General features: G+C 71.8%; 13 protein-coding genes. 7 read left to right on the top strand and 6 right to left on the bottom strand.

Annotated features, from left to right (window positions below):
• Nucleotides 1–51 precede the first annotated feature (51 nt).
• Genes ABD151_RS02420 through ABD151_RS02410 form a run of 3 tightly spaced genes read left to right on the top strand, consistent with a single transcriptional unit; the run spans nt 52 to nt 3,186 of the window.
• On the top strand, nt 52–1,317 hold the full coding sequence (locus tag ABD151_RS02420) for a glycosyltransferase family 4 protein (protein WP_343990965.1): 1,266 nt from the start codon (nt 52–54) through the stop codon (nt 1,315–1,317).
• The gene (locus ABD151_RS02415) at nt 1,317–2,066 is read left to right on the top strand and encodes a methyltransferase domain-containing protein (RefSeq protein ID WP_343990963.1); all 750 of its coding nucleotides are present in this window, start codon (nt 1,317–1,319) and stop codon (nt 2,064–2,066) included. Before ABD151_RS02420 ends, ABD151_RS02415 begins: the two co-directional genes overlap by 1 nt.
• A complete protein-coding gene (locus ABD151_RS02410) occupies nt 2,056–3,186 on the top strand; it encodes a glucosidase family protein (RefSeq protein WP_343990961.1) in 1,131 nt (376 codons plus the stop codon). Before ABD151_RS02415 ends, ABD151_RS02410 begins: the two co-directional genes overlap by 11 nt.
• On the opposite strand, the gene ABD151_RS02405 is transcribed toward ABD151_RS02410, so the two are convergent.
• On the bottom strand, nt 3,157–3,825 hold the full coding sequence (locus ABD151_RS02405; RefSeq protein WP_343990959.1) for a class I SAM-dependent methyltransferase: 669 nt from the start codon (nt 3,823–3,825) through the stop codon (nt 3,157–3,159). The two genes, ABD151_RS02410 and ABD151_RS02405, sit on opposite strands and share 30 nt — an antisense overlap.
• 49 nt (nt 3,826–3,874) lie before the next feature.
• On the opposite strand from ABD151_RS02405, the gene ABD151_RS02400 reads away from it, so the two are divergent.
• Nucleotides 3,875–5,989, top strand: coding sequence for an acyl-CoA dehydrogenase family protein (locus tag ABD151_RS02400; protein WP_343990957.1), 2,115 nt, complete (start codon nt 3,875–3,877; stop codon nt 5,987–5,989).
• 2 nt (nt 5,990–5,991) lie between these two features.
• Here the strand turns inward: ABD151_RS02400 and ABD151_RS02395 are convergent, their stop codons facing one another.
• Nucleotides 5,992–7,215, bottom strand: a complete 1,224-nt coding sequence (locus ABD151_RS02395; RefSeq protein ID WP_343990955.1) for an alpha/beta hydrolase fold domain-containing protein — start codon at nt 7,213–7,215, stop codon at nt 5,992–5,994.
• 100 nt (nt 7,216–7,315) lie between these two features.
• Between ABD151_RS02395 and ABD151_RS02390 the strand changes: the two genes are divergently transcribed.
• Nucleotides 7,316–8,710, top strand: a complete 1,395-nt coding sequence (locus ABD151_RS02390) for a WS/DGAT/MGAT family O-acyltransferase (RefSeq protein WP_343990953.1) — start codon at nt 7,316–7,318, stop codon at nt 8,708–8,710.
• Between the two features lie 10 nt (nt 8,711–8,720).
• On the opposite strand, the gene ABD151_RS02385 is transcribed toward ABD151_RS02390, so the two are convergent.
• Together ABD151_RS02385 and ABD151_RS02380 are read right to left on the bottom strand one after the other, a co-directional pair.
• The gene (locus ABD151_RS02385) at nt 8,721–9,611 is read right to left on the bottom strand and encodes an alpha/beta fold hydrolase (protein WP_343990951.1); all 891 of its coding nucleotides are present in this window, start codon (nt 9,609–9,611) and stop codon (nt 8,721–8,723) included.
• A 215-nt stretch (nt 9,612–9,826) separates the two neighbouring features.
• Complete coding sequence (locus ABD151_RS02380; RefSeq protein WP_343990949.1) at nt 9,827–10,279, bottom strand: MarR family winged helix-turn-helix transcriptional regulator; 453 nt, start codon at nt 10,277–10,279, stop codon at nt 9,827–9,829.
• 73 nt (nt 10,280–10,352) lie between these two features.
• On the opposite strand from ABD151_RS02380, the gene ABD151_RS02375 reads away from it, so the two are divergent.
• Nucleotides 10,353–12,464, top strand: coding sequence for an MMPL family transporter (locus ABD151_RS02375; RefSeq protein ID WP_343990947.1), 2,112 nt, complete (start codon nt 10,353–10,355; stop codon nt 12,462–12,464).
• On the top strand, nt 12,461–13,492 hold the full coding sequence (locus ABD151_RS02370) for a transketolase family protein (RefSeq protein ID WP_343990945.1): 1,032 nt from the start codon (nt 12,461–12,463) through the stop codon (nt 13,490–13,492). Before ABD151_RS02375 ends, ABD151_RS02370 begins: the two co-directional genes overlap by 4 nt.
• A 13-nt stretch (nt 13,493–13,505) precedes the next feature.
• Here ABD151_RS02370 and ABD151_RS02365 read toward each other — a convergent pair whose 3' ends face one another.
• The gene (locus tag ABD151_RS02365) at nt 13,506–15,017 is read right to left on the bottom strand and encodes a cation:proton antiporter (RefSeq protein ID WP_343990943.1); all 1,512 of its coding nucleotides are present in this window, start codon (nt 15,015–15,017) and stop codon (nt 13,506–13,508) included.
• Nucleotides 15,018–15,034: 17 nt separating this feature from the next.
• The coding region (locus ABD151_RS02360; protein ID WP_343990941.1) for an SbcC/MukB-like Walker B domain-containing protein at nt 15,035–17,085 on the bottom strand (2,051 nt) is incomplete at its 5' end.

Below are 17,085 nucleotides of genomic sequence, written 5' to 3'. Positions count from 1 at the left end.
GCGTCAGTGTCCTGGGTCACGGGCCCGGGGGAGGAAGGGAAGGTCGCAGACATGCGAGTTGCGCTGCTGTCCTATCGAAGCAAGCCGCACTGCGGTGGCCAGGGTGTCTACATCCGCCATCTGAGCCGTGAGCTGGTCGCGCTGGGGCACGAGGTGGAGGTCTTCTCCGGCCAGCCGTACCCCGAGCTCGACCCCGGCGTCGGCCTGACCAAGGTGCCCAGCCTGGACCTCTACCGCGAGCCCGACCCGTTCCGGGTCCCGCACCCGCGTGAGTTCCGCGACCTGATCGACGTCGAGGAGTTCGCCACCATGTGCGTGGCCGGGTTCCCGGAGCCGAAGACCTTCAGCAAGCGGGTCGCGAAGCTGCTGATGAAGCGCCGCGACGAGTTCGACGTCATCCATGACAACCAGGTGCTCGGCACCGGCATGGTCGACCTGCAGGAGGCCGGCTTCCCGCTGGTCACCACGCTGCACCACCCGATCACCTTCGACCGCCGCGTCGACCTGGCCGCAGCGCCCAACTGGCGCAAGAGGCTGACCCTGCGTCGCTGGTACGGCTTCCTGCGGATGCAGGGCAAGGTCGCCCGTCGGGCGACCCGGATCCTCACTCCCTCGGAGTCCTCGGCCCGCGACATCGTGGCGGACTTCCAGGTGGCCCCCGGCGTGATCCAGGTGATCCCGCTGGGCGTCGACGACGCGTTCGTGCCGCCGACCGCGCCCCGGGTTCCGGGCCGGATCGTGGCGATGGCCAGCGCCGACGCCGCGATCAAGGGCGTGCACACGCTGCTGGAGGCGTTCGCGAAGCTGCGCACCGAGCGTGACATCGAGCTGGTCATGGTGACCAAGCCGCAGCCGGGCGGCCGTACCGAGAAGCTGATCGAGAAGCTGGCGATCAAGGACTCGGTGCGCTTCGTGCACGGTGTCAGCGACGCCGAGCTGGTCGAGATCATGGGCTCGGCCGAGCTGGCGTGCGTCCCCTCGCTCTACGAGGGCTTCTCGCTGCCCACCGCCGAGCTGATGGCCTGCGAGACCCCGCTGGTGGTCAGCAGGGCGGGTGCCATCCCCGAGGTGGTCGGTCCCGACGGCCTCTGCGCCGACCTGGTCGAGCCGGGCAATGTGGAGCAGCTGCGCAGTGCCATCGCCGACCTCCTCGACGACCCCGAGCGCCGGGCCCGGATGGGTCGCGCCGGCCGGGAGCGGGTGCTGGAGCGGTTCAGCTGGCACGCCGTCGCGGTCGCCGTCGCCCAGGCCTACCGCGAGACCATCGACGCAGCCGCGTCCACGAAGACCGCCTCCACGAACACCCAGGAGCACTGATGCTGACCGTTGACTTCGACCGACTCGGCCTGCGGCCGGGCGAGCGCGTCCTCGACATGGGCTGCGGCGCAGGCCGGCACGCCTTCGAGATGTACCGCCGCGGTGCCGACGTGATCGCCTTCGACCAGGACGCCGACGAGCTCTCCGGCGTCCGCGACCTCTTCACCGCGATGAAGGAGGCCGGCGAGGTGCCGGCCGGTGCCGAGGCCGACGTCAAGGAGGGCGACGCGCTCTCGCTGCCGTTCGCCGACGGCGAGTTCGACCGGATCGTCTGCGCGGAGGTGCTGGAGCACATCTGGGCCGACGTGGACGCGATCAAGGAGATGGTCCGGGTGCTCCGCCCCGGCGGCACGCTGGCGGTCTCCGTGCCGCGCTGGCTGCCCGAGGTGATCAACTGGAAGCTCTCTGCGGACTACCACAACGCGCCCGGTGGCCACATCCGGATCTACACCGACCACGAGCTGATCGACAAGATCACCAAGGCCGGCCGGCCCAACGACGGCACCGACGGCGACGCGATGATCTTCACCGGCAAGTCCTACGCGCACGGCCTGCACGCCCCCTACTGGTGGATCAAGTGCGCGGTCGGCGTGGAGAACAACGACCACCCGCTGGCCCGGGGCTACCAGAAGCTCCTGGAGTGGCAGATCATGAAGAACCCGCTCTCGTTGCGGGTGGCCGACAAGGTGCTCGACCCGGTGATCGGCAAGAGCATGGTCCTGTACTTCACCAAGCCTGATGCGGCCTGACTCCCCACGCTCGCGCCCCGCAGCGCCGGTCGACGACGTCCGGGACGTCCTGAGCCCGGCCGACATCGCACGCTCGGCCGCCTCCATCGTCGCGATGCAGGAGGCCGACGGCGCGATCCCGTGGGTCGCCGGTGAGCACACCGACGTCTGGAACCACGTCGAAGGCGCGATGGCGATGCTGGTCGGCGGCGAGGTCGCGGCCGCCGAGCGGGCCTACGAGTGGGTCCGCAGCACCCAGCGCGCCGACGGCTCCTGGCCGATGAAGATCGTCGGCGGCGTGGTCGAGGACCACTCCGCGGAGACCAACATGTCGGCCTACATCGCGGTCGGCGTCTGGCACCACTGGCTGGTGCGGCGCGACCTCGACTTCGTCCGGCGCTTCTGGCCGACCGTGCGCCGCGCCCTCGACTTCGTGGTCTCCCTCCAGCTGGACTGGGGAGGGATCGCCTGGTCCCAGGAGTGGACCGACGGACGCCCGGGCAAGGTCAACGAGGAGGGCCTGCTGGCCTGCTCCTCCAGCATCTACCAGAGCCTGCGGGCCGGTGTGGCGATCGCGGAGCTGCTCGGCGATCCGCAGCCGGAGTGGGAGCTGGCCGGCGGACGTCTCGGTCACGCCGTGCGCGAGCATGCCGGCGAGTTCCTGGACAAGTCCGAGTGGTCGATGGACTGGTACTACCCGGTGCTGGGCGGCGCCGTGAGCGACGACGCGGCGCGCGAGCTGCTCGGCAACGCCGAGTGGGACCGCTTCGTGGTCGAGGGCCTCGGCATCCGCTGCGTCGGCAAGAACGACTGGGTGACCGGCGCGGAGACCTGCGAGCTGGTGATGGCGCTCGACGCATCCGGACGACGGGAGCAGGCGTTGGCACTCTTCGCCGACATGCAGCACCTGCGCGCCGACGAGGGCCGGTACTGGACCGGCTACGTGTGGCCCGACGACGTCAACTGGCCGGTCGAGCACTCCAGCTACACCGCCGCCGCGGTGATCCTGGCCTACGACCAGCTGGCCGGGCTGACCGGTGGCGCCGACATCATGAAGGGCGCCACCCTGCCGGCGCCCTTCGCCGAGATCGGCCTGACCTGCGACTGCCCGTCAGCCGACGAGGTCCCCAGCCTCTCCTGAGGTACGGCGCAGCACCCGCATCGAGCCGACCACGTCGATCTCGGTGAACGCGCCGCTCGCCAGTGCGGGGAGATAGATCTCCTCGTACGGCGGGCGGCCGCCGTCTGCCGGGTCCGGGAAGACGTCGTGGATCACCAGCACGCCACCGGCAGCCACCCAGCGCGGCCAGGTCGCGAAGTCGGTGCGGGCCGGCTCGACGCCGTGGCCGCCGTCGATGAAGAGCAGCGAGAGCGGCGTGCGCCAATGCGCGCCGACCGTGGGGGAGGTGCCCACCACGGCGACCACCTGGTCCTCGAGGCCGGCGGCGGCGATGGTGCGGCGGAAGACGCCGAGGGTGTCCATCCGGCCGTCGCCCGGGTTCACCAGCGTGGTGTCGTGATGCTCCCACCCGGCCTGGTTCTCCTCCGAGCCGCGGTGGTGGTCGACGGTGAAGACCGTGCCGCCGACCTCGCGGGCCGCGGCGCCGAGGTAGATCGCCGACTTCCCGCAGTAGGTGCCGACCTCCAGCGCGGGGCCTAGCGGCAGCTGCGCGCGGGCATAGGTGTGCAACAGGTCACCCTCGTCCGCGGGCATGAACCCCTTGGCTGCCAAGGCGTGTTCCAGTAGGTCGGAGGGCATCTGTGCAGCGGCGACGTTCATGGCACTATTGGAACACGTTCTACAGGTCTGCCCCGATAAGGAGTCCACGGTGTCGATCGGCATCTCCGAAGAGCACGTCGAGCTGGCTGCGAGCCTGCGCAAATGGGGCCTCAGCCTGAACCCGACGGAGGCCGCCCGCGCCGTCGAGGGCGTCGCCGATGCGGCCTTCGACGAGATGCACGCCGCGGCTGCGGAGATGGGCCTGCAGGCGATCGCACTGCCCGAGTCCGCCGGTGGCGGTGACGGCACCGTGCTCGACAGCGCCGTGGCGCTCGAGGCGATGGCGTACGCGCTGGTCCCGGGTGGCGTCCTGGGCACCCAGCTTGCCGCCACCCTGCTCGGCTCCACCTCGGTAGCGCAGGAGCTGGCTGCCGGCGAGGCCCGGATCGCGGTCGGCCTCGACGCCACGCTGAACAATGCCGGATCGCTCTCCGGCACCGTGCCGCTGGTCTGGGACACGCCGGGCGCGACCCACTTCCTGCTCGGCGCCACCGACGACTCCTGGTACGTGGTGCCGGCTACGGCCGTCACCACGACCACCCAGGCCGGCCCCGACCTGAGCCGCCGCTTCGGCACTGCCACCCTGGATGCGGTCGACCTCGACGCCGTCGAGCAGGTGGCCGGGCTCGCCACCGCGACCGTGCGCCGGATGGCGATCACGCTCGCCGCGGCCGAGGCCAGCGGCATCGCCCGCTGGTGCCTGGACACCGCCGTCGACTATGCCGGGGTGCGCGAGCAGTTCGGCCGCAAGATCGGCGCCTTCCAGGCGATCAAGCACCTCTGCGCGGAGATGCTGGAGCGCGTCGAGACGATCACCGCCCTTGCCTGGGACGCCGCCTCGGTCGCGCTCAGCGACGACGAGCAGTGGTCCTTCAGCACCGATGCGGCGGCGGCCACCGTCTTCGACGCCGCCGTCTCAGTCGCCCACGACTGCATCCAGGTCCTCGGCGGCATCGGCTTCACCTTCGAGCACGAGGCGCACCTGCGGCTGCGCCGGGCGATGACCCTGCGCACCCTGATCGGAGACGGCGACGCCGCCGCCGTCCAGCTGGCCGAGCGTGCCGGTCGTGGCGTGCGTCGCCAGGTCGCCGTCGACTTCGACGGTGCGGACGCAGCCGTGCGCCCCGCCGTCGCCGAAGCCGTCGCCGGCGTCGCGGCGCTCGAGGGCGACGCCCAGCGAGCCGCGCTCGTCGAGTCCGGCCTGCTGACGCCGCACTGGCCCGCTCCGTGGGGCCGTGGCGCCTCGCCGGTCGAGCAGCTCGTGATCGACCAGGAGCTGGCGGCGGCCGGCGTGGCGCGCCCGGACCTCAAGATCGCCGGATGGGCGGTGCCGACGATCATCGCGCACGGCAACGACGCGCAGCGCGAGCAGTTCGTCCGCCCGAGCCTGCTCGGCGAGATCGTCTGGTGCCAGCTCTTCTCCGAGCCGGAGGCGGGCTCCGACCTGGCCTCGCTGCGCACCCGCGCCGTCAAGGTGGACGGCGGCTGGGAGCTGACCGGGCAGAAGGTCTGGACCTCGCTGGCGCAGGACGCCCACTGGGGCATCTGCCTGGCCCGGACCAACCCCGAGGCCCCGCAGCACAAGGGGATCACCTACTTCCTCGTCGACATGCGCAGTGAGGGCCTGGACATCCGCCCGCTGCGCGAGATGACCGGCGATGCGCTGTTCAACGAGGTCTTCCTGGACAAGGTCTTCGTGCCGGACGAGATGGTCGTCGGCGAGGTCGACGGCGGTTGGCGCCTGGCCCGCACCACCCTGGCCAACGAGCGCGTCGCGATGGCCGGCCACCGCCTGGGTGCCAGCACCGAGCAGGCTGTCGGACTGCTCGACGGCGCCTCGCTCACCGAGCAGGTCAAGGTGGGCCATGCCGTCGCGCTGGCTACGGTCTGCTCGCTGCTGGGGGTGCGCACGGTGCTCCGCTCGCTGGCCGGGCAGGGCCCCGGCCCGGAGTCGAGCGTCTCCAAGCTGCTGGGCGTGCGCAGCCGCCAGGACGCCTCCGACCTGGTCGTCCAGCTGCTGGGCGGCGCCGTGCTGCTCGGCGGCGAGGAGGCAGAGGGCGCGCTGCACGAGGCGCTGCTGACCCGGTGCCTGTCGATCGCCGGCGGCACCACCCAGGTGCTGCGCAACGTGGCAGGCGAGCGGATCCTCGGCCTGCCGCGCTGACCTCAGCGCTGCTGGCGCCAGGTGTTCCAGTGCCAGTGCAGGTAGCGGTCGATGGCGCGCACCACGTGCGCACTGCGGATCGACGGGAAGATGTCGAAGGCGTGCTGGGTGCCCGGTAGCTCGGCGAAGACCACGGTGCGCTTCGACGTCTCCCGCAGCCGCTCGACGAAGAGCCGCGCCTGCTCGACGGACACCAGTGTGTCGTTGGTGCCGTGGATGACGAAGAAGTCGGGGGCGTCCGGGGTGATCCGCAGCAGGGGAGAGGCGGCCTCGTAGGCCTCCGGGTCGTCCTCCCAGCTGCGCGGGAAGACCCGCCTGGCGAGGAAGCCGTCGCGCATCGCGATCGCGGTCTTCAGCCCACTCGCGCCGGCCATGTCGTAGACGCCGTAGTGCGGCACCGCGACCTGGACGGTGGTGTCGGCGTCCTCGCAGCCGGGCTGCAGGGTGGGGTCGTCGGGGGTGAGCGCCGCCAACGCGGTCAGATGGCCGCCGGCGGAGCCGCCGGTGATGGCGAGGTACTCCGGATCGCCGCCGTAGTCGGCGATGTTCTCCCGGATCCAGGCGATCGCCCGCTTCACGTCGACGATCTGCGCGGGGAAGCGGTCGCGCGGCGCGAGCCGGTAGTTGATCGCGACGCAGACCCAGCCCTTGGCTGCCAGGTGCTGCATCAGGGGCACGCCCTGCTGCTCCTTGTTGCCGATCGTCCAGGCGCCGCCGTGCACCTGGAGCAGCACCGGTGCTCCGGTGCTCGGCCCTTCGGACGGCAGGTACAGGTCGAGCTCGTTGCGCCGTCCGGCCGGTCCATAGGCGATGCCCCGGATCACCTTCACCCGGGGCTCGCGCATCCGGAACGGGTTGACCAGGCGCCGCCACGGGGTGGCCAGGTCGGCCGGGGACGGCGGCGTCTCGAGTGCCTGCAGGTAGTCGGGGCCGAGGTCCGCGTCGAGCGCGCCGGCGACCAGGCCCTGGGCCCGGCCGCTCTCCCGGACCAGCGCCGCCAGCCCGACCGCGCTGGCGCCGGCCAGCAGGTAGCCCAGCCGACTGCCCCGGCCCCGGGCGGTGCTCACCGCGGCGTCCACCGCGGTGGCGGTCAGCAGATGCGGGGCCAGCTCGGTGGTCAGCCAGCCGGCGGCGAAGGACGGGATCCCGGATCTCACACCGCGCGCAGGGCGCAGGGCGTTGGCGGTCAGGGCGGCAGTGATCATCTGGCGTCGCAAGAAACCCACGCTGTCATCGTAGGGGCCCCAGCCAGCCGCGGCGCGGGAATGGAGTCGTTGCAATCTCCACTAGTAGAACATGTTCTAGTTCTCCGCTATGCTCCCGCGCATGGAACGCCTGAGTGGTCTCGATGCGAGCTTCCTCTACCTGGAGACTCCCGAGCAGTTGATGCATGTCTGCGCCCTGCTGGTCCTGGACCCGGCGACCATGCCGGGCGGGTACTCCTTCGACAAGATGAAGGAGCGGATCAACGAGCGGGTGGGCAACGTCGCGCACTTCACCCGCAAGCTGCGCAAGGTCCCGCTGCGCCTCGACCACCCGGTCTGGGTGGACGACGACCACTTCGACATCGACCGCCACGTGCACCGGATGGCGCTGCCCGCACCCGGCGGCTACGACGAGCTCGTCGAGCTGGCCGGCCATCTTGCAGGACTGCCCATGGACCGCAACCGGCCGCTGTGGGAGATGGTCGTGATCGAGGGCTACCTCGACGACCAGGTGGTGGTCTTCTCGAAGATGCACCACGCCACCGTCGACGGCGTCTCCGGCTCCAACCTGATCTCGCACCTGTGCAGCCTCGAGGCCGATGCGCCGCCGCTGGTCCAGGCGGAGCCGCGCACGCCCCAGCGGCGCCCCGGCGATCTGGAGCTGGTCGGGCGTGCCGTCGTCTCGACGCTCACCAAGCCCTGGCAGGCGGCCAAGCTGCTGGCGCCCACCGGCCAGCTGGTCACCCGTACCGTGGAGCGCGCGCGCCGCGGCGAGGCGATGGCGGCGCCCTTCACCGCACCGCGCACCTCGTTCAACGGCACCATCACCGGCCACCGCAGCGTCGGGTTCGCGGACATGTCGCTGGTCGACGTGAAGGCGATCAAGACCGCCACCGGGACCACCGTCAACGACGTGGTGCTCACCGTCGCGGGCGGCGCGCTGCACAGCTACCTCGAGGAGCGCGGCGAGCTGCCGGAGGTGTCGCTGATGGCGACGGTCCCCGTCTCGGTGCGGGAGACCTCTGTTCGCAACGGGGGAGCGAACAAGGTCTCGGCGCTGTTCACCAAGCTCGGCACCGACATCGCCGATCCGGTCGAGCGGCTGAAGATGATGTCGGAGGCGAACCGCAAGGCCAAGGAGCACCACCAGGCGATCAGCGCCGACGCGCTCCAGGACTGGGCCGAGTTCGCCGCCCCGCGGACCTTCGGCCTGGCGGTGCGCGCCTATGCCGGGCTGCGCCTGGCCGAGCGGCACCCGGTGGTGCACAACCTGGTCATCTCCAACGTGCCCGGGCCGCCGGTGCCGCTCTACTTCAACGGGGCCAGGATCGACGCCCTCTATCCGCTGGGGCCGGTCTTCCATGGCGCCGGCGTGAACGTGACGGTGATGTCGCACGCCGGCGACATCAACGTGGGCATCATGGCGTGCCGCGAGTCGATGCCCGACCCGCATCAGCTCGTGCAGTACTTCCCGGCGGCGCTCGCCGACCTGAAGGAGCGCACCGTCGGGGCGTGACCCCGACCGTTCAGGCGCGCACGCGCGCCTGAACGGTGTTGAGGGCCTGCGCGAAGACGGGGACGAACTCGTCTGCTTGCAGCACCACCGCGGCATGTCCGGCGGCGACCTCGTGCACGGTCGCGCCGGGGATCCGGGCCGCCAGGTCGAACTGGCGCTGCGGCGGGATCACTCGGTCTTTGGTCGGGATGACGACGGCGGTCGGCACGTCGATGCGCGACACCCACGGACGGGAGTGGTGGCGGCCGAGTGCGGCGACCGCCTGGCCGACCGCCAGCGGCGAGGTGCGGCGCATCTCCTCCAGTGCCCACTCGTAGAGGTCGGCGTCACCCCCGAGGCCGGCAGCGGTGCGGCGCGCGCCGAAGTCGGCGATCCGGTTGGTGATCGGACGCTGGAAGCCCAGCATCGCGGCGCCGGTCGCCTGGTGGAAGAGGCGCTCGGTGGTGGTGGTCATGAACCGGTCCGTGCTGGCTGCGAGCACCAGCCCGGTGACCCGCTCGCGGTGTTGGCGCCAGACGCGCTGCGCCACGATCGAGCCCATCGAGTAGCCAGCGATCAGCGCCTTCTCCAGTCCCAGGACGTCGAGCAGTGCGGCGACGTCGTCGGCGCAGTCGTAGAGACTGAAGGTGCCCTGGGTGATGCCGCGACCATGGGAGCGCTGGTCGAGGGTGATCACCCGGTAGCGCTTGCTGAGCTCGCCGACCGCCGGGTACCAGGTGAGCAGGCCGGTGGTCGCCAGGGCATGCAGCAGGACGACGACCGGTGCGTCCGGCGTCGGCCCCGGGTTGTCGCTCACGTAGGTCGCCCCACCACGGCCGGGAAGCTCGATCATCTCTCCCGGCGGCACCGGTGCCGCGGGCAGCTCCATCAAACGGCGGGCGAACTGGAGTGGGGCTCCCACGACATCTCCTCTAGCGATTCGGATAACGAGGGCGCGTCTCCCGAACGGCGATTGCCTGCTACGCGACCCCCGAAGCGCGCCGTGGACTGCGTTGTCGTCAGGCGTCGTGGCTCCGCCACGCCTCCCTCCTCCGCCTTGCCACGCCACGCTTCGGACGCCGCTCGCGACGGCAACCGTTCGAGAGACATGCCCTAGAACAGGTTACAGAAAACGCCTCATTCCGGTGGCGTGTTCGGCTCCGCGACCTGGCTGAAGGCGTCGATCGCGCGCTCCAGGTAGCGGGTGACGACGGCGGACTCGGCCTCGGTGAAGCCTTCCTCCAGGCCGCGGATCGCGGCGAGCATCGGGGTCAGGTGGCGCAGCAGCGAGGCCCTGCCGTGCGCGGTGAGGTGGATCGCGGTGCGCCGCCGATCCTCCGCGTCGGGTCGACGCTCGACCAGGTCGCGTGCCGCGAGCCGGTCGACGATCCCGGTCGCCGCCGCCGTGCTGACGGTCAGGATCCGCGCCAGCTCGGCCGGCCCCATCACCTGGTCGGCGAGCAGTTGCAGAGCGCTCAGCTCATGCCCACCGAGCTGGGCATGACGCCCGATGGTGGTGCGCGCCTGCCACGCCTTCTCGACCGTCAGACTCAACAGCCGGGCGTTGCGGAGCCCCGAGGCTTCACTCAATGTGTCTCACCTGCTTAATATCTAACCTACTTACGTATATCGTAGGGCACACCCCACCTACCCAGGAGAGATCATGCCCGTTGCCGGTCGGCACGCGCGCGGACCCGCCGATGTGCTCACCCGTCTGATCGTGTCGCGTCGCTACGCCTGGCTCTTCGCCCTGGTGCCGTTGATGCTGGGCGGGCTGCTGCTCGGCGTGGTGGGGGAGGTGGACCGCGATTCGCGCGCCCAGGACAACCTGCCCGACGGCTCCGCGAGCGCAGAGGCCGCGCTGCTGCTGGAGCACCTCCCGGAGCGAGAGGGGAGCACCGCGATCGTCGCCGTCACCAGCGATCAGCAGCTGCCAGCGTCGACCCTCGACGAGCTGGCTCCGACGCTGCTCGACCTCGGCGCGATCGCCACCGGCGACCAGGGGCCGCTGACCGTCAGCGAGGACGGCACGGCCGCCGTCGCAGTCGTGCCGGTTCCCGACCGAAGCGTCACCGACCCCGATCAGGTGGTCTACGACCTGCGCACCGAGCTGGACGAGCTTGCGCTCGACGGTGTCACCCTGCAGGTCACCGGACCGGCCGCGGTCCGCGCCGACATCTCCAAGGTGTTCGAGGGCGCCGACCTGCGGTTGCTCCTGGTCACCATGCTCGTCGTCGCGGTGCTGCTGGTGATCACCTACCGCAGTCCGGTGCTGTGGATCATCCCGCTGTTGGTGGTCGGGGTCGCGGACCGGGTTGCGGCGGTGGGCTCGACCCACCTGCTGGCCGCCGTCGACCTGCCCTGGGACGGCACGACCCAGGGCATCCTCTCGGTCCTGGTCTTCGGGGCGGGGACCAACTACGCGCTGCTGTTGATCTCCCGCTACCGCGACGAGCTGCGGGCGCACCCGGACCGCCGCGAGGCGATGGCACGTGCCCTTCCCCGCACGGCCGAGGCGGTGCTGGCCAGTGCGACCACGGTGATCGTGGGCCTGCTGACCCTGCTGCTCTCACTGACGCCGACCACACGCGGGCTCGGCCTCTCCTGCGCGGCCGGGGTGGTGGTCGCGATGATCTTCGCCCTGGTCGTGCTCCCCGCGGTCCTGGTCTGCTTCGACCGGTGGATCTTCTGGCCGATGCGCCCTCGCGTGGGCGAGACCCAGCTGGTGGACGCCCCCAGCATCTGGCGCCGGATCGGCACCCTGGTCAGCGCTCGGCCACGCACGGTGGCGCTCGGCACCGTCCTCGCCCTGGGAGTGCTGGCCACCGGCGCGCTCAGCCTGCAGACCGGCCTGGACAAGACCGACCTGTTCGTGACCGAGCCCGAGGCGATCGCCGCGGCGGACCGGCTCAGCGAGTCGTTCCCGGCCGGCCTCACCAACCCGACCACGATCGTCACCCAGGCGGACCCTGCCGAGGTGACGGCGGCTGCCCAGCAGGTCGAGCGCGTCGTCTCCGCACGGCCGCTCGGGACCACCGACGGCACCACCCGGATCGAGGTCGTCTTCGACGCCCGGGCCGGCAGCGCCCAGAGCGAGACGGCGACCAAGGAGCTGCGCGAGGCGCTGGCGGACCTGCCCACCACCTATGTGATCGGCAACGAGGCCGAGGCGATCGACCAGGCGGACGGCGCGCAGCGCGACCAGCGCGTGGTGATGCCGCTGATCCTGGTCCTGGTCGGGATCGCCCTGCTCCTGCTGCTGCGCTCGGTCGTGGCAAGCCTGATCCTCGCCGCCGCCGTGGTCAGCACCTACGCCGCCAGCATGGGGGCGTCCTGGCTCCTGTTCCGCAGCGTCTTCGACTTCCCGGCCGTGGACAACACGGTGGCCCTCTTCGCCTTCCTCTTCCTGGTGGCGCTCGGCGTCGACTACAGCATCTTCCTGCTCACCCGCGCGTGGGAGGAGACCGAGCAGGCAGGGGTGCGCAAGGGGATGATCCGCGCGCTCGCGGCCACCGGGGGCGTGATCACCAGTGCCGGCATCCTGCTGGCCGCCGTCTTCGCCGCCCTCGGCGTGCTGCCTCTGGTGGTGCTCGCCCAGTTGGGCACCGTGATCTGCATCGGGGTGCTGCTCGACACCCTGGTGGTCCGCACGCTGCTGGTGCCCGCGACGGCCCAGATCCTGGGCGACCGGTTCTGGTGGCCGCGCCGGATCCCCAGCACCCCAACGCCCACCGAGCCCCCATCTGTTCTGCACCACGAGAGGAGCACCCGATGACCACCCAGCGATACGCGGTCCGGCACTGCGTGAACACCTACCGCGACCACCACCTCGGCGGGTTCACGGCGGCGTTGCCGCACCCGCACGAACCCCGCGAAGCGGCCGGCAGCGCCGCGCTGAGCGACGTGCTCGGCGCGCTCAGTGAGGCCGGGTGGCCGATCACGGTGGCGTTCGCCGACCTGCACGACGCGGTGGGCCTGCACCACTTCGCCGGCCGCGCCGGCGCCAGCTGCGTGCACGGCGGGCCCTTCGAGCAGGACGCCCTGGAGGCCGCCGCGGCGCTGGCCCGCGCCGGGCGCCTGCCCTACGTCGCGGCTTTCGCCGCCAGCCTGACCCTCGGCGTCTGCGAGACAGACCAGGCCGACGCCCTGGCGGCAGACCTTCCGCTCCGCCTGATCGGCCACCACGCCGGGCTCACCCTCGGCTACGCCGGCCGCTCCCACCATGCGTTGGAGGATCTGGCGGTGATGCGCGGGGTTCCCGCGATGACCGTTCTCGCGCCGGCCGACGAGCGCGCCCTGGCCTCCCTGGTGCGCGATCTCCAGGACCACCCCGGACCGGTCTACCTGCGCACCGGCGGCGACTGGCCGGCACCGGTCTACCCGCCCGGCGTCGAGCTGGTGGCCGGGCGAGCCCACGTGCACCGTGAAGGGCGCGAGGGCACGATCATCGCCACGGGCTCGATGGTCGGACCGGCCCTGCGCGCAGCCGACCGGCTGGCGGCCCAGGGGATCGAGGCCGGCGTGGTGGACATGCACACCATCAAGCCGCTCGACGCCGCCGCGGTGCTGCGTGCCTCCGCCCGGACCCCGGCGATCCTCACCGTCGAGGAGCACTCGGTGCACGGCGGGCTGGGCCGCGCGGTGGCCGGGGTGCTGGCCACGACCGCACTGCCGCATCGCCTGACCCGCCACGGGGTCACCGACGAGACGGTGCCGAAGGACCCGACGTTGGACCTCTACCGGCACTACGGTCTGGACGCCGACGGGATCGCCCGCGCCGCGGTGGCGGCGTTCCGCGCGTGACCGAGCGGCTCGGCTAGCGGCCGGACTCGCCCTTCCACGCCGCCAGCCGGCCAGCGCGGTGCACGGCGCGCAGACGCCGCTCGGCCTCCTCCTGCAGCTCGGGTCGGGTGAAGATCAAGAAGACGTCGCCGGTCCGCAGCTGGCTGGTCGGCTGCAGGGCGCTGGTCTGGCCGTCGCGCACCAGCAGGGCGGGGGTGGTTCCCGGCGGCAGGCGGAGCTCGGCGATGTGCACCCCGTGCAGTTGCGAGCCAGGCGTCACCCGGACCTGGAGCAGCTCGGTGCCGAGCTGGTACAGGCTCGAGGTGCCGACGTCGAGGTCCAACGACGGCGGCGGGGCCGCGTCGGCATGGCGGCCGAGCAGGCGCTTGGGGATCAACCGTGAGCTGTACTCCAGCTTCCCGGCCGCGATCGGGCCGATCACCGCGAGCAGCAGCACGTAGCCGGCGGCCAGCGCGCCGATCCGGGGGTCGAGGCCGGCAGCGGTGGCCAGCGCGGCGAGGATCAGCGAGAACTCGCCGCGGGTGAGCACGGTGAACCCGATCGCCGCCGCGTCCTGGCGGCCGAAGCCGTGCAGCCGCGCGGCGATCACCCCGGCAGTCGTCGCGAGGAGCACCGTCATCACCACCGCCGCGAGCACCTGGGGCGCCACGCCGAGGATGTCCTCGGGCAGGATGCTCAACCCGAAGTGGAAGAAGAAGATCGCGCCGAAGGCATCACGCAGGGGATGGGTGAGCTGGCGCAGTCGGCCGGCGCGGGTGGTGGCGCCGAGGATCAGGCCTACCATGAACGCCCCGATCGCGTCCGAGACGCCCAGCACCTCGGCCAGCCCGGCCATCGCGATCGCCAGGCCGACGAAGACGACGACCACGATCTCCTCGTCGGGCACCGAGATCAGCCGGGAGACCAGGCGGGTGCCGTAGCGGGCGATCGCGAAGAGCGTGACCAGGAAGGTGAACGCGCCGGCGATGCCGATCACCGCATCCGCCGCGTTGTCGGCACCGCCCAGCACCGGCTGGAGCAGGGCCAGGTAGAAGGCCAGGAAGATGTCCTCGAGGACCGCGATGCCCAAGATCACCTTGGTCTCCGGGTTGGACAGACGCCGGTTCTCGACGATCACCTTGGTCACGATCGCGGTGGAGGAGATCCCGACGATGCCGGCGATCACGAAGGCGTCCGCCACGCCCCAGCCGAGTGCGAAGCCGTAGATCAGCCCGCCGCCGACGTTGAGCACCAGGTAGATGCTGGCCGCGGTGAGCAGCCGCCGTCCGCCGCTGGTGAGCTTCTCCAGGGTGAACTCCAGCCCCAGGTAGAAGAGCAGGAAGACCAGGCCGAGTCGCGCGACCAGGTCGAGGTCGTGCGGGTGGGGGACCAGCACCAAGCCGGGCGTGCTCGGACCGAAGACCAGGCCCGCCAGCATGTAGAGCGGAATCGTCGGCAGCCCGTAGCGCCCGCCGACGCGCGCGAGCAGTCCGCAGACCAGCAGCGCGGTGCCGAGGGCGAGGAGGAGGTCCGCGGCGTGGGGCACGCCGCGATTCTTTCAGATCAGACGGCTGCGAAGTGAGACTCGACGCGCGATCCGGTGCGGCCCTTGGTCAGCCGGAGCTGGCGGGGGATCCGTTGGCGCATCTGATCGACGTGGCTGACCACCCCGACCACCCGGCCTCCTTCACGCAGGGCGTCGAGGGTGTCCATCACGTCGTCGAGGGTCTCGGAGTCCAGGCTGCCGAAGCCCTCGTCGACGAAGAGGGTGTCGAGCTCGGTGCCGCCCGCCTCCCCGGCCACCACGTCGGCCAGTCCGAGCGCGAGCGCCAGCGAGACGATGAACGTCTCCCCGCCGCTGAGGGTGGCCGGGTCGCGCGCCTCGCCCGACCAGGCGTCGCGCACGACCAGGCTCAGACCACCACGGCTCTCCTGCGCGCCACGCTGCTCGGTGTGCTCCAGCAGGTAGCGACCGTCGCTCATCCTCGCCAGGCGCTCGTTGGCTGCCGCGACCACCTGGGCGAGTCGCCAGGACAGGACGTAGGCCGAGAGCCGCATCTTCAGGTGGTTGTTGGCGGACTTGCCCTCGACGAGCGCCGCCAGCTCGGCGGCGAGGAGCGCGGCGTCGCGGCGTGGCGCCAGCTTCTGCAGGCCGGCGCGGACCTCGGCAGCGAGGCGGGAGACCCGCTCGGTGCGACGACGGGCGGCGGTGTCGGTGCGGATCGCCTCCTGCTCGGCGGCCTGCGTCTGCTCGGCAGCGCCGAGGAGCGCGGCGAGGTCGGGCTCCGGCTGGGCCAGCGCGGCCCGGACCTCGGGCAGCTGCAGGGTCGCCTCCGCTGCGGCGCGCGCCGTCTCGTGCTCGGAGATCGCCCGCTCCAGCGCGCGCAGCCGATCGAGGTCGAGTGCCGCCGACCGGACGGCCTCGGCGTCGGTGAACTGCTGTGCGGCCAGTGCCTCCCACAGCTCAGCACGGGCGGCGCGGAGCGCGATCTGCGCCTCCGCCTGTCGTTGGTGGTGCCCGACCACGGTGGTGAGCGCGGTGCGCAGCGCCTCACCGAGCCGCTGGTGTGCGGTGAGGCGCTCCAGGGTCTGCTCGGTGAGCGCGGAGTCGAGCTCGTCACGGCGGCTGCTCAAGGCTCGCTGGGTGGCGGCGGTGGCGGCCTGGGCCTCGCGGAGTGCGGCGAGGCGCTCGCCGGCTGCGCGCTGCTGGGCGTCCACCGCTTCGAGTGCCGCCTGCAACTCCGGCAGCTCGGCGAGCGCTGCCTCGGACTCAACCCGGCGTGCCGCCACAGTGCCGAGGACGGTGCGCATCTCCTCGATGCTCTGCTCACCGGCGGCCTGGGTCAGGGCTGAGACCTCGGCGCCGATGCTGCGCAGCTCGCTCTCCGCAGTGGTTCGGGCGAGCTCGGCGTCGTCGACGGCGCTCCGTGCCGCCTTCACGTCGGCCAAGGTGGCGGTGCCGGGGGCGGCGACGGCATGCTGCGGATGCTCGTCGGATCCGCAGACGGGGCAGGCATGGCCGGCCGCGAGGTCGGCAGCCAACTCCGCGGCCATGCCGTGCAGACGCGACTCCTGGGCGCCCAGCCAGACCTCCTTGGCGGCGAAGAGCGCCTCGGTGGCGGTGCGCTCGGCGGCCTCGGCGCGGGCATGGTCGGCCTTGCGCAGGATCAGCCGCTCGGCTGCCGTGATCCGGGCCTCCCATGCGGTGGCCTCGCCGGTCAGCGCTGCGGCCTGGGCGCCCTGTTCGGCAGCGCTGACGATGGCGGCTGCCAGCGCCACCCGGCGCTCGGGCAGCAGCGCTGCGTCCGCCTCCGCGAGCCGGAGCGCATCGGCGAGGGACACGCTCTCACCCTCCAGCTCGGAGAGTCGCTGCTCCAGGCTAAGCCGCTCCTCGGCCAGCGGCAGCAGCGCCTCCACCGCCCGGAGCCGCTCCTGGGTGGGAGCGAGCAACGGCGTCACGGCGTCGACGTCGTCGAAGGGCAGGCTTCCGTCGTGCTCGAGGAACCCCTCCTCGAAGGCCCGGTCGCGGAGCCCGAGGGCGGTGCCGAGCGCGTCCGAAGCGGCTGCCGCGTGGCGCTGCTCGGCACGGCGAGCGTCGGCCTCGGCGCGCAGCA

The sequence above is a fragment of the Nocardioides dubius genome (genome assembly GCF_039528155.1).
GTDB lineage: Bacteria > Actinomycetota > Actinomycetes > Propionibacteriales > Nocardioidaceae > Nocardioides > Nocardioides dubius.
Note: the sequence above shows the minus strand (reverse complement) of the source record. Positions and strands in the feature narration are given on the sequence as shown.

Coding starts and splice junctions, on each gene's coding strand:
- ABD151_RS02420 (WP_343990965.1), top strand. CDS start 52: ATGCGAGTTGCGCTGCTGTCCTATCGAAGCAAGCCGCACTGCGGTGGC.
- ABD151_RS02415 (WP_343990963.1), top strand. CDS start 1,317: ATGCTGACCGTTGACTTCGACCGACTCGGCCTGCGGCCGGGCGAGCGC.
- ABD151_RS02410 (WP_343990961.1), top strand. CDS start 2,056: ATGCGGCCTGACTCCCCACGCTCGCGCCCCGCAGCGCCGGTCGACGAC.
- ABD151_RS02405 (WP_343990959.1), bottom strand. CDS start 3,825: ATGAACGTCGCCGCTGCACAGATGCCCTCCGACCTACTGGAACACGCC.
- ABD151_RS02390 (WP_343990953.1), top strand. CDS start 7,316: ATGGAACGCCTGAGTGGTCTCGATGCGAGCTTCCTCTACCTGGAGACT.
- ABD151_RS02375 (WP_343990947.1), top strand. CDS start 10,353: ATGCCCGTTGCCGGTCGGCACGCGCGCGGACCCGCCGATGTGCTCACC.
- ABD151_RS02370 (WP_343990945.1), top strand. CDS start 12,461: ATGACCACCCAGCGATACGCGGTCCGGCACTGCGTGAACACCTACCGC.